Genomic DNA, 10,863 nt, shown 5'->3' with positions numbered 1-10,863 from the left:
TCGGCGCCGGCGCCGATGCCTCCGAGGACGAAAGCCAGGCCGATCGCCGGGAGGACGTACCGCTTCCGTGCCCACTTGGGGGCGGGTCTCGCGGGCTGGGGTGTGGGTGGCGTGGTGTACGGGCTGGTCATTTTGTCCCCCCGGGGTCGGTTCGAGTGGGATGACCGTACTGCTCGGGTGTGCCGGGTGGGGGCTTGGCGACTACTCGACTTGGCGTTCGCACGTGGCCAGGTCCGGCTGCGGCTCGTGGGCTGATGTCGCTTGGGGCCGCTATGGACTGTCATGGTGAAGGAATCCCGGGCACTGAAGCAGCAGCTTCAGCAGATCAAGAAGCCCTTGCCGAACAGCTGATCCCCGGAGGCCGAGACAGCGAGCCTCCCTGTGTGACGTGGATCACGGCAATGGGAAAACCTGTCGCCCGGGCCGGGCGTCTAGCAGGTGTGAGATCAGTCAGAGCAGCGCTGCACGAGGTGGACGAGGAACGTCTCGTCCGGCTGGTGGCAAAAGGCGACCGTGCCGCGTTCGAGGAGTTGTACCGGCGTACGTCGCCGTGGATGGCGGTGCGGCTGCGCCGCCGGTGCGTCGACGAGCAGATCGTCGCGGAGGTCATGCAGGAGACCTACTTGGCCGTCTGGCGCGCGGCGGGTGCGTTCGCCGGGACCGCGGTCGGGGGGACGGCCACCGGTTGGCTGTGGACGATCGCGGCGCGCCGCCTCGTCGACGCGTTCCGGCGCAGGGCCCACCACGCGGAGCCGCCGCCGGCCGCCGCTCCGCCCGACGTGGCGCCCGCCGCAGAGGAGTTGGCGCTCGCTGGAACCGTCGACGGTGACGTCGGGGACGCGCTGCGGTGCCTCGCGCCGGAGTTGAGACAGGTACTGCAGGCGATGGTGCTCGACGGGTTGTCCGTCCGGGAGACCGCGGTCCTGCTCGGGCTGCCCGAAGGCACGGTCAAGACCCGTGCCCGCCGGGCCCGTATCGAGATGCGAAGGGCGCTGGCATGAGTGTGGAACACGCGTCGATGCGGATCATCGAGGGGTACGCGCACGGCGGCACGGACCTCGCCGCCGACGAGGTGTGGGCCGTGGAGGCCCACCTGGAGGCGTGCCGGGTCTGCCGTGACCGGCTCTCTGCCGTCGTCAGTGCCAAGGTGCCCGCCATGGCGTCGCTCGTCGACACCGTGTGGTCCGGCCTCGAACCCCAACTCGCGGTCACTGCCACGATGCCGCGCGGACGGCGCTGGTCGGCGCCGCTGTCGAGGTGGATGACGCCCACGATGGTGCCGTGGCTGGCCATGGTCGTGGGCGTGACGCTGCTGGCCCTGCTGCTCGACCTGTCCGACACCGGCTCCGGCGAGGTGTCGTTGGTGCTGCTGCTCGCGCCGGTCCTGCCCGTGCTCGGCGTCGCGGCGTCCTGGTCGCGTGGTCTGGACCCGGCGTACGAACTGACGGCCTCGGTGCCCAGGGCCGGGCTCTATCTGGTGCTGCGGCGCACAGCGTCCGTGCTCGGCGTGGTCGTCCCCGTGCTGCTGGTGGGCGGATGGGTGACAGGAGTGATGGTGGCTCAGTGGCTGCTGCCCTGTCTGGCCTTCACCTCGACGACCCTGGCGCTCGGCGGTGTCGTCGGTGTGACCCGCGCAGCCGTCGTGCTGTCCACGGTCTGGGCCGGCATGGTCGTGGCGCCGACTCTGGCCACCAGCCGTACGACCTTCGCCCTGCAGACGGACGGTCTGCCCGCGTGGGGGCTGATCCTCGCGATCGGTATCGGTGTCGTGATCGCCCGCAGAGGCGCGTACACCGTGCTGGGAGCTCATCGATGACCATCGGAAAGAACATGGGAAAGGAACACCACATGACGTCCGCCGTGAGCGCGGCCGACATCGCACCGACGGCCTACGCCTGGGAGATCCAGGCAACGGGGCTGAAGGTCAGGGTCGGCAGGAAACGGATGGCCGTCGACGGCCTCGACCTGTCGCTGGGCATCGGCGTCCACGGACTCCTCGGCCCGAACGGGGCCGGCAAGACCACCCTCATCCGGACGCTGGCCACCGTACTGCGCCCCACGGAGGGCAGCCTGGAACTGTTCGGCGAGTCCGTGGGCGGCATGGGCGAGCACCGTGCCGTACGCCGCCGGATCGGCTATCTGCCGCAGGAGTTCGGCTACTACAAGCGCTTCACGGTGCGCGAGTTCGTCGAGTACATGGCGTGGCTGAAGGAGGTACCCAAAGCGGACATCCCCGCCGCCGTGCAGCGCGCCGTGGAACGGGTGGGTCTGGCGGACCGCGCCGACGAGAGGATGAAGGCCCTGTCGGGCGGCATGGTGCGCAGGGTCGGCATCGCCCAGGCCATCGTCAACGACCCGACGATCCTGCTCCTCGACGAGCCGACGGTCGGCCTGGACCCGGCGCAGCGGCTGCGCTTCCGCGAGCTGCTGCAGGAGTTGGGTACGGACACGTGCGTGCTCGTCTCCACCCATCTGGTGGAGGACGTCGCCGCCGCCTGCACAGACGTGGTGGTCTTCGCCGAGGGCCGGCTGGTCTTCCAGGGCCCTCCGGACGAGCTCGTCTCGGTGGGCGGCCCGGAGCACGTGGGCGACAGCCCGCTGGAGCGCGGCTACTCGGCACTGCTGCTCAACCCCGAACAGGCAAGGGGCACTTGGTGAACGGCCGTGTACTGCGTATCGAGTTGAGGCGTTCGGTCGCCCCATGGGCCGGCCTCGTGGTCCTGGTACCGGCGCTGGCGTTCCTGTACCTGCTGAACGGCGCCTGGTGGAGTGGCACCACGGCGTGGACGGCCCAGTGGACACCGCTGGCCCTGTGGACCCGCTCCCTGCTGTTCTATCTGTGGCCGCTCGCCGTGGGGCTCGGGGCGCTGCAGGGACTGCGCGACCACCGCTCGAAGATGTCCGAGCTGCTGACGAGCACGCCGCGGCCCGCCCGGCACCGCGCGGCCACCCTGGCGGGCGCGACGGCGATCACGCTGGCCTCGGCTTTCATGTTCCTCGTCCTCGTGGGTGGGGTCCAGGTACTCGCCCACACCGAGTACACGCACCTCGGATGGCTGCCGATCTCGCTGATAGGGGCACTTTCCCTCGTCGCGGGGGCAGTTCTGGGCATGGGGGCCGGGAGGGCCCTGCCGTCCCCGCTCACCCCGCCCGCGCTGGCCATGGGCGCCTTCGTGTTCACGGTCCTCATGTACACGTCGCTGGGCCGGACGGAGACGGACACGGCGGACGGGTTCCCCAGCACGGAACCGAACCGGATCTCGCTGCTGTCACCGACGGTGGAAGACGCACGCGAGGCGTTCGTCACGCTCTCCGCCTCCGTGCACGTCGGGCAGACGCTCTGGCTGCTCGGCATGGCCGCGACCGGCTTCGCACTGCTCGTCGCCGCGACCCCGCGCGCCCGGCTGACCGCCCTGACACCCGTCCTGGCGGGCGCGGCGATCGCCCTGCTCGTCCTCCCCGCCGACCCGCGCCGGATGTACGTCGTCGACGAGGCCGCCGCGGAGCTGGTGTGCGACGGCCCGGTGTGCGTGACGAAGACACAGCAGGCACGACTCGCGGAGCTCGCGGGACCCGGCAAGGAGGCTCTGCGCCTGCTGCACGGCGCCCTGGGCGATCAGGCGCCGGCCTCGATCCGGGAGAACACCGCCGTACTGCCGGAGGGCTCCACACCGAAGTGGTCCCGCAAGACCGTGCTCCTCGACTTCGACGACGACATCATCGCCGCCGCGAAGGGCGATGAGCTGACCCGGGCCCTGATCGCCAAAGGCATGGTGCCAGGGTGCACCCCCGTCGGCTGGAGCGGCTTCGGGGGCGATGAATACGCGCAGACCGTCGCGGTGGGCTGGGTCCTCGGGGACCTCAAGCCGCTCGGCGGCACGTCGGCGAGTATGCGCGGCAAGGTCGAAGCCGAGACCCGCCCGGTGTGGAAGGAACTCAAGGCGCTTCCACGGGCCGGGCAGCTCTCGCGGATCAACTCGATGCGCGCCGCCGCGCTCTCCTGCAAGGGCGACCCGTTCGAGGTGCTGTCCGGCGGTGCGTCCCGGTGAGATGGCTGACCCTGTATGCGCGCTCGCGTCAGATACCCGCGTCGCTCGCCGCGGTGGTGATCGGCGCGGTGGCGGTGTGGGCACTCGCCCGGGACGGGAGCTCGGGGCCCGGTGATCCGAAGCTGCCCGCGCTCATCCTCACCGCGGGGGCGATGGCGGTCTCGGTCGGGCTCGGCGGGCAGGACCTCGCACTGGACCGGACGGCCGCGATCCGCTGGGTGCCTCGCAGGGCGGCGCATGTGCTGCTCGCCGGCGCGGCCGTCGCCGGGGTGCTCCTCACAGTTCAGACCATGGGCGTGTCCATGGCCACCACCGCGTTCGTCGTCCGGGACAGCGCGGGCCTGATGGGACTGGTCGCCCTCGGCGCGGCGCTCTCGGGCAGCCAGTACGCCTGGACGCCGCCGTTCGCCTGGCTCTCGTTCGTGTTCTTCGCCCCGCCCCCGACGAGTGCGCCGATGGAGGTGGCGATGTGGATGCTGCTGCCTGCCGGCACGGCAGCGGGCACCTGGACGGCCCTGGTCCTCACGGTCGTCGGCACCGCGGCCTACGCCGTCGCGGGACCGAGGCGGTAGTGGGTGGCGATGCCGGGGCTGCGGTCCCGGACCACGTCTACGAGTTGCTCTCTTCCGATTCGATTGCCTCCAGGCACCTCTCGATGGCGGCCACCATGTATCGGCGCCAGAGAGGAGCGAAGGGACCGGCGAGAATCCAGCGACGACCCGGAAGCGGCTTGAATTCGTATGTCCACCGAATGAGGGTGCCATCGCCGTCGGGATTGAAGTTCCATTCGCCCCGAACGCCGACCGCGAGCCGGGAAAGGACGTTCGTGAATCCCGTCAGCTGATACGCGAAACTCGTGCCGTCCGTGTACTCGGTCAACTGTTCATCGGCCTGCGAGCCGTCGTCGAACTGCGGGTTCCTGGTAGGGCCGACGTGATCCCATACTTCGGTCTGGTTCGCCACACCTTTGACGCCGGGAAACGGTGCCACCCGGTGGAATACGCTCGACAGGTCGATGGGAACGATCAGTCGGACACGTTGGCGGGCGCCACCGAAGTTCGCCGCTGGACTGTGATCGGAACTGTGTTGTCGGCCGGGCGGATAAGGAGCGGTATCGCCTGAGCCGCTGCGCGCTCCTGAGGATCGGTCGTTTCCTTCGACGAGGTCGGTTTCTTGTCGGACATCAACGTCCTCCTGTCTTGGTGATGTGTATCCACTTCGAAGCGTTGAGGGGATGTCCGACGTGGTGAGTTCTGCCAGATTCTTGTAGCGGGTCATGCACCACGTGAGACATCCGCTGGCGAACATGAGGCGCTTCGAATGGGAAGCAAGCAGGTTCGTGGGGTGAGTGACCCGACCGTCGGCATGAGCATCGAGTGCCTGCTGCACCCCTGATGACGGTCAGCAAGCTGCCGCAGTACGCGGTGAACGAGTACCTGCATGCCAGCGCCGAGACACTTCAGCCGTGAATGGGTTGAGTGACAGCAGGTCGGTGGTTGCGGCTCAGATCGACTTGAGCACCCGGACCCGATCGGCGATGGCACGCCGTGCGACGTCGGAGTCGAAGGCGATGGCGATGGCGATGGAGTCGAACTCGTGCGGAACGCCGGGGCGAAGGTGGAACTCCACCGGCACGCCGGCGCGGCTGAGCTTGGTCGCGTAGGCGGTGTCCTCGTCGCGGAAGACGTCGAGTTGGCCGACCTCGATGTAGGCCGGCGGCAGGCCGGTCGCGTCCCGGAGCCGGGCCGGGGCCGCTGTGGCCGGGACGTCGGGCCCACCGGCGGCCTCGCCGAGCAGGGCCGGCCATGCGGTGAGGCTGTCGTCGTAGGACCACACCACGTAGGGCTCGATGTGGGGGTCGGGGGTGGTGGTGCGGTCGTCGAGCATCGGCATGAGCAGGATCTGCCGGGCTATCCGCGGGCCGCCGCGCTCACGGGCGAGGATCGTCAGTGCTGCGGCCATCCCGCCTCCGGCGCTGTCGCCCATCACACCGATGCGGTCGGGGTCGACGCCGAGTTCGGCGGCGTGCTCGTGCAGCCAGTTCAGCGCTGCGTAGGCGTCTTCGAGCGGTGTCGGGAAGGGGTGCTCGGGGGCGCGGCGGTACTCGACCGACAACATCGGCACGCCGCTTGAGGACACGTAGCGGGAGACCGGGCCGTCGAACAGGTCATGTGGCCGAAGATGTATCCGCCTCCGTGGAAGAACAGCACGGCCGGGCCGGGCCTGGCGCCGTCCTTGACGTACCAGCGCATTGTGATGTGGGTGCCGTCGCCGGCGGTCGTGTAGTACTCGCTGGTCTTCACGTCGGCCGGGATCGGTTGGGCCGTTCCCGCAGCGCCGATGATCGGCTCCCACATGGCGCGCCGCGCCGCGATGTCCCCCACTGCCGGTGGTGTGGCGTCCGCCATCGCGCCGGCCATCGGGGCCAGCACCTCGGCGATTTCGGGATCCAGACTGAGTGCCATGGCCTTTCCTTTCGGTGGAGGATCGGCGTCAGGCGACAGGCGGGACGACGATGACCTTGCCGTGCACCGCGCCTTCGGCGGCCCGGGCGTGGAGCGCCGACAGCTCGGCCAGCGGCACCCTCTCGGCGACGTCGACGCGCAGCTCCCCGCGGTCGATCAGCGCGACCAGCCGCGACAGCTGGTCGGCGTCGCTGCGGACGAACAGGTCGATGCCGCGCACGCCGCGCTCCTCGTCGGCGGGCGCGGGCATCCACACCGTCGTGTTCACCACGACCCCGCCCGGACGGACCAGCGTGACGAGCGCGGCCAGCTCGGCCGGGTCGACCGGCGCGAGGTTGAGCACGACATCGACCGGCTCGGTCACCGCCGTGGTCACCCCGGTGGTGGTGTGGTCGATGACCTCATCGGCGCCGGCCGACTTGACCGCCTCACTGCTGCGCGGGCCGGCCGTGGCGATCACGTGGGCATCGGCTCCCTTGGCCAGTTGCACGGCGTAGCCGCCGACCGCTCCGCCGGCGCCGTTGATCAGCACGCGTTGCCCGGCCGTCAGCTTGCCGTGGTCGAAGAGCGCCTGCCACGCGGTGAGACCGACGATGGGCAGTGCGGCGGCGTCGGGCAGCGGGACGCTCTTGGGAGCCGGCGTCAGAACCTCGGCCGGCGCGAGGACGTACTCCGCAGCGGCGCCGTTCCCGTCCATCGGCAGGAAGCCGATGACGTCGTCGCCGACCGCGATGCCGTCCACGCCCTCGCCCAGCGCGTCGACCGTGCCAGAAACGTCGATGCCGGGAGTGTGCGGCAGCACCACCGGGATGGGGCCACGCATGAAGCCGCCGCGGATGTTGCCGTCGACGCCGTTGAACGACGTCGCGGCGACGCGGATCCGGACCTCACCGGCCCCAGGGACAGGCTGCTCCACGTCCTCGTAGCGCAGGACGCCGGGGTCGCCGTACTCGTGGAAACGCACTGCCTTCATTTCGGTTCTCACCTTCGCTGCGATCCATGTTGCTTCGAATTCGAAGCAACTGTTCTTGACGATACCTCTGCTTCGAATTCGAAGCAAGTGTTGTCGGCTACTGCCGGTGCGAGCGCATCGCCGCGGCCCGTTCGGCGGCGGCTTGGTCGATGCAGGAGCGCAGCCGCGCCGCGTCACTGTGAGCCGTGGCCCGCCAGTCGGCGGGGCAGGCGACGACGACCGTGGGCACGGGGTCGGCGTGCACGTCGGTCAGGCGCCCGCGTACCACCTGCGCGAGGTCGAGTGTTTGCCGGCGGGAGCCGCTGTCGAGCGCCAGCAGCACCGGCACGCCGGAGAGGACTCCGTCCCCGAGGGCGGTGAGGAACAAGTCGAACACCTCGCTCGGGGATGCGGTCAGCACCGGCGTCGCCACCACAAGCCCGTCGGCCGCCACGACCGCCGCGATCGCCTCCCGCAGGTCGAGGCTGGCGCACCCCTGGGCGGAGTGCCGGGCGAGGTCGGCCGTCAGCCGGTGCAGCTCCAGCACCTCCACCTCGGCGCGCGCCGCCGGCCGCCAGCGACCGGCACACAGCCTCCGCGACCCAGTCCGCGAGCAGGCGAGTCGGACGCGGATGGCCTACACCGGCGCTCACGACGGCCAAGGACACCGGACTCCACGCGGCGGTGCTCATCCCGGCAACGTGGTCATGGCTTCCTCCCCGCGGCCGGGCTGTCGTGCCGTCACCGGGGAGGGCCGAGGATGATGTTGCCGGACAGTTCCGCGGCTTCGGCGAGCAGCTGCGCGGGGATCTCGAAGCCCTCCGGTCGTGGCTCACGAAGGTCACGGCCCGCATGGCGGAACATCTTCTCCAGCCCTCCGGGAGTCGAGATGAGCAGCAGGTCTGCCTTCTCGGAGGTGATGCGGTAGCCGTGCGGAATGCGCCGGGGCAGGAAGACGATGCCGCCCTCCCGCAACTCGTGCTCCTCGTCGCCGGCCCACACCAGCGCCGAACCGGACAGGAGCAGGAAGACCTCGTCCTCGTTGTTGTGCACGTGGAACGGCGGCGCCTCGCCCTTGCTGACGTCGAAGCGGCCGACGGTCAGCTGCCCACCGGTCGCCTCGGCGTCGAGCAGGACGCTGAAGACACCCCCGCCGATCCACTCGAGTTGCTGCTGGTCCTCACGTTGTGCGAGGTGGGGAATGCTCATGGCCGGTCCTCGGGATCCGTGGGCGGCGGCGCCGTCCTGCTTCCGCAACCCTGCGCCGCACCACTGCCCGATCTCCATGCTCTGCGGTGCTCAGTCGGGCCCAACACTGCCCACTCCGTGCGCTCACGAGGTCACGACACCGGGCCGATGGGACCGGCGTCCGCCCCATCCACCCGCCCTGGCCGGCACCGGAATTCACGGAGGAGTTCAGCTCCAGCTCCGCCTGTGGTGGCCGGACCGGCGGCACGCCACACTCTTCGAATTCGAAGCAGTAGACTCGCGTCATGCCTGATTCACCGCCGTCGCTCGACCCCGTGCAGCTCGGCGCCTACTTCGACCTCGTCGAGGTGACCAGCCTGCTCCGGCATGCGGTCGAGCAGCAGCTGCGCGAAACCGGTGATCTCAGCTATGTGCAGTTCCAACTGCTGGCCCGCCTGGGAGACTCGCCGACGGGCAGCCACCGCATGACCGACCTGGCCGACGGCGTCGTCTACAGCCGCAGTGGCCTGACCTACCAGGTAGGTCTGCTCGAAAGGGAAGGCCTGGTCGTCCGTGCCCCCTCGCCGGACGACGAGCGGAGCGTCACCGTCACCATCACCGATGCCGGGCGGGAGCTGCTCGCGAAGGTGCTGCCGGGTCACGTCGAGGTGGTCAGCGGCCTCCTGTTCGAGCCGCTCTCGCGCGACGACGCCAAGGCTCTCGCCGGACTGCTGGCGCCTGTACGCGACCACATGCGCTCGACGCCGCCTCGCTCGGCCGCGCCCCGCCGCCGCAGAGGTGGAGCATAAGGACTCGACGGGCGTCGGAGCCCCGGAGACCGCAGCGGATCAGGACGAGCGTGATCGGCCGGGCTACCGGATCGGTCCACCGGTCGAGGTTCGCGGACCGCTCGACCCACCTCATGATGTGCTCGGCGAGACGGCGGCCCGGCCGCGGGCAGTCGCCGGTGAGGAACGCGGCGCCGGAGGCATGACGGAAACCAGAGAGGAACTCGGATTGGGAGTGGCGGGCCTGGCGGGCCGGCTGGCGCAGGCTCGAGCCGGTGCGCTGGTGGGCAGGGAGCCGGAGCGGACGGTGCTCGACCGGATGCTGTCGGGCGCGGCGGACGCTCCGCTCGTGGCGTACATACACGGTCCCGGAGGCATCGGCAAGTCCTCGCTGGTGCGCTACGCCGCCCGGCAGGCCGAGCTCACCGGCCGCCGCGTGGTGCACGTGGACGGACGGTTCCTCGACGCTGACCCGCGTCGGTTCGAGGAGCTCGCGGCCCCGGCGTGTGCCGAACCCGGCGCGGTGCTGCTCATCGACACCTTCGAGCAGTGCCAGCCACTCGAGGCATGGCTGCGCGAGACCTTCCTGCTGCGGCTCGCCGACCACGCGATCGTGGTGGTGGCCAGCAGGGTCTCCCCCGACGCCGAATGGTCGCTGGACCCCGGGTGGGCGCAGCCGCGAGTGCCAGCAGGAAGACCGCCGCCGAGTCACAGGTGGCGAAGTGGCCGAGCACGATCGTGGACGGGATCACCGCGAAGGGCGCGGCTGCGGCGAGCGCCGGCCGCTCGCTGAAGAGCCGCCGGGTCATCGCGTACAGCAGTGTGGTGGCGCCGGGGCGGCTCCAGGGCAGTACCCGGGGCCGTGACAGGATCCCCCTATGTCTACCAACGTCTTCTTCGACATCACCATTGACGGCAGCGCCGAAGGCCGGATCGTCTTCAACCTGTACGACGACGTCGTCCCCAAGACGGCGCAGAACTTCCGCGAGCTCACCACCGGCCAGCACGGCTTCGGATACGAGGGCTCCGGCTTCCACCGTGTCATCCCCGACTTCATGCTCCAGGGCGGCGACTTCACCCGCGGCGACGGCACCGGCGGCAAGAGCATCTACGGCCAGAAGTTCCCCGACGAGAACTTCAAGCTCAAGCACGACAAGCCGTTCCTGCTGTCCATGGCGAACTCCGGCCCCGACAGCAACGGCTCCCAGTTCTTCATCACCACAGTCCTCACACCGTGGCTGGACGGCAAGCACGTGGTCTTCGGCGAAGTCGTCGAAGGCCAGGACCTGGTAAAGAAGATCGAGTCCCTCGGCTCACGATCCGGCGCCACCCGCGCGAAGATCGAAATCGCCTCCTCGGGCATCCTGGAGAAGTAGCCCCACCGCCCCGGGCGGCGGAACCGGCTCAACGCAGGCCGTCCG

The 10,863-nt window shown here is 70.0% G+C and carries 13 protein-coding genes and 2 pseudogenes; 8 read left to right on the top strand and 7 right to left on the bottom strand.

The window, feature by feature from the left end; all coding sequences use genetic code 11:
* Nucleotides 1-497 precede the first annotated feature (497 nt).
* Genes AOK17_RS36150 through AOK17_RS36130 form a run of 5 tightly spaced genes read left to right on the top strand, consistent with a single transcriptional unit; the run spans nucleotide 498 to nucleotide 4,621 of the window.
* Nucleotides 498-1,001 (top strand): RNA polymerase sigma factor, encoded by a 504-nt coding sequence (locus AOK17_RS36150; RefSeq protein WP_206190895.1) that lies wholly within the window; start codon nucleotides 498-500, stop codon nucleotides 999-1,001.
* Nucleotides 998-1,816: a hypothetical protein gene (locus AOK17_RS36145; protein WP_055616833.1), complete on the top strand. Its 819-nt coding sequence runs from the start codon at nucleotides 998-1,000 to the stop codon at nucleotides 1,814-1,816. Before AOK17_RS36150 ends, AOK17_RS36145 begins: the two co-directional genes overlap by 4 nt.
* A 32-nt stretch (nucleotides 1,817-1,848) precedes the next feature.
* A complete protein-coding gene (locus tag AOK17_RS36140) occupies nucleotides 1,849-2,658 on the top strand; it encodes an ABC transporter ATP-binding protein (RefSeq protein WP_206190894.1) in 810 nt (269 codons plus the stop codon).
* Complete coding sequence (locus AOK17_RS36135) at nucleotides 2,655-4,049, top strand: ABC transporter permease (protein ID WP_055616832.1); 1,395 nt, start codon at nucleotides 2,655-2,657, stop codon at nucleotides 4,047-4,049. The genes AOK17_RS36140 and AOK17_RS36135 overlap by 4 nt, the downstream gene beginning before the upstream one ends.
* Complete coding sequence (locus tag AOK17_RS36130; RefSeq protein ID WP_055616831.1) at nucleotides 4,046-4,621, top strand: hypothetical protein; 576 nt, start codon at nucleotides 4,046-4,048, stop codon at nucleotides 4,619-4,621. Before AOK17_RS36135 ends, AOK17_RS36130 begins: the two co-directional genes overlap by 4 nt.
* A 37-nt stretch (nucleotides 4,622-4,658) precedes the next feature.
* Here the strand turns inward: AOK17_RS36130 and AOK17_RS36125 are convergent, their stop codons facing one another.
* The 6 genes from AOK17_RS36125 to AOK17_RS36105 all read right to left on the bottom strand — a co-directional run bounded on the left by AOK17_RS36125 (nucleotide 4,659) and on the right by AOK17_RS36105 (nucleotide 8,675).
* A complete protein-coding gene (locus AOK17_RS36125; protein ID WP_206190893.1) occupies nucleotides 4,659-5,327 on the bottom strand; it encodes an SRPBCC family protein in 669 nt (222 codons plus the stop codon).
* Nucleotides 5,328-5,552: 225 nt separating this feature from the next.
* Nucleotides 5,553-6,167: an alpha/beta hydrolase gene (locus tag AOK17_RS52755; RefSeq protein WP_245697583.1), complete on the bottom strand. Its 615-nt coding sequence runs from the start codon at nucleotides 6,165-6,167 to the stop codon at nucleotides 5,553-5,555.
* On the bottom strand, nucleotides 6,092-6,514 hold the full coding sequence (locus tag AOK17_RS52750) for a hypothetical protein (protein ID WP_245697582.1): 423 nt from the start codon (nucleotides 6,512-6,514) through the stop codon (nucleotides 6,092-6,094). The genes AOK17_RS52755 and AOK17_RS52750 overlap by 76 nt, the downstream gene beginning before the upstream one ends.
* Before the next feature lie 28 nt (nucleotides 6,515-6,542).
* Nucleotides 6,543-7,487: an NADP-dependent oxidoreductase gene (locus AOK17_RS36115; protein ID WP_055616830.1), complete on the bottom strand. Its 945-nt coding sequence runs from the start codon at nucleotides 7,485-7,487 to the stop codon at nucleotides 6,543-6,545.
* 97 nt (nucleotides 7,488-7,584) lie between these two features.
* Nucleotides 7,585-8,058, bottom strand: coding sequence for an NAD(P)H-dependent oxidoreductase (locus AOK17_RS36110; protein ID WP_342671546.1), 474 nt, complete (start codon nucleotides 8,056-8,058; stop codon nucleotides 7,585-7,587).
* Between the two features lie 149 nt (nucleotides 8,059-8,207).
* Entirely contained in the window at nucleotides 8,208-8,675 is a 468-nt protein-coding gene (locus tag AOK17_RS36105; RefSeq protein WP_055616828.1) for a cupin domain-containing protein, read from the bottom strand.
* Nucleotides 8,676-8,959: 284 nt separating this feature from the next.
* Between AOK17_RS36105 and AOK17_RS36100 the strand changes: the two genes are divergently transcribed.
* Both AOK17_RS36100 and AOK17_RS53685 read left to right on the top strand, forming a co-directional pair.
* Entirely contained in the window at nucleotides 8,960-9,463 is a 504-nt protein-coding gene (locus AOK17_RS36100; RefSeq protein WP_055616827.1) for a MarR family winged helix-turn-helix transcriptional regulator, read from the top strand.
* 181 nt (nucleotides 9,464-9,644) lie between these two features.
* Nucleotides 9,645-9,899: pseudogene (locus AOK17_RS53685) on the top strand (ATP-binding protein); the annotation flags it as partial.
* 223 nt (nucleotides 9,900-10,122) lie between these two features.
* On the opposite strand, the pseudogene AOK17_RS52740 reads toward AOK17_RS53685, so the two are convergent.
* Nucleotides 10,123-10,269 (bottom strand): annotated as a pseudogene (locus AOK17_RS52740) (glycosyltransferase family 39 protein); the annotation flags it as partial.
* A gap of 51 nt (nucleotides 10,270-10,320) precedes the next feature.
* On the opposite strand from AOK17_RS52740, the gene AOK17_RS36090 reads away from it, so the two are divergent.
* Nucleotides 10,321-10,818, top strand: coding sequence for a peptidylprolyl isomerase (locus AOK17_RS36090; RefSeq protein ID WP_055616825.1), 498 nt, complete (start codon nucleotides 10,321-10,323; stop codon nucleotides 10,816-10,818).
* The last annotated feature ends 45 nt before the right edge of the window (nucleotides 10,819-10,863 follow it).

The sequence above is a fragment of the Streptomyces phaeochromogenes genome (assembly GCF_001418655.1).
Lineage (GTDB): Bacteria > Actinomycetota > Actinomycetes > Streptomycetales > Streptomycetaceae > Streptomyces > Streptomyces phaeochromogenes.
Note: the sequence above shows the minus strand (reverse complement) of the source record. Positions and strands in the feature narration are given on the sequence as shown.

Coding starts and splice junctions, on each gene's coding strand:
- AOK17_RS36145 (WP_055616833.1), top strand. CDS start 998: ATGAGTGTGGAACACGCGTCGATGCGGATCATCGAGGGGTACGCGCAC.
- AOK17_RS36140 (WP_206190894.1), top strand. CDS start 1,849: ATGACGTCCGCCGTGAGCGCGGCCGACATCGCACCGACGGCCTACGCC.
- AOK17_RS36125 (WP_206190893.1), bottom strand. CDS start 5,327: ATGACCCGCTACAAGAATCTGGCAGAACTCACCACGTCGGACATCCCC.
- AOK17_RS52755 (WP_245697583.1), bottom strand. CDS start 6,167: ATGTTGTCGGTCGAGTACCGCCGCGCCCCCGAGCACCCCTTCCCGACA.
- AOK17_RS52750 (WP_245697582.1), bottom strand. CDS start 6,514: ATGGCACTCAGTCTGGATCCCGAAATCGCCGAGGTGCTGGCCCCGATG.
- AOK17_RS36115 (WP_055616830.1), bottom strand. CDS start 7,487: ATGAAGGCAGTGCGTTTCCACGAGTACGGCGACCCCGGCGTCCTGCGC.
- AOK17_RS36105 (WP_055616828.1), bottom strand. CDS start 8,675: ATGAGCATTCCCCACCTCGCACAACGTGAGGACCAGCAGCAACTCGAG.
- AOK17_RS36100 (WP_055616827.1), top strand. CDS start 8,960: ATGCCTGATTCACCGCCGTCGCTCGACCCCGTGCAGCTCGGCGCCTAC.
- AOK17_RS36090 (WP_055616825.1), top strand. CDS start 10,321: ATGTCTACCAACGTCTTCTTCGACATCACCATTGACGGCAGCGCCGAA.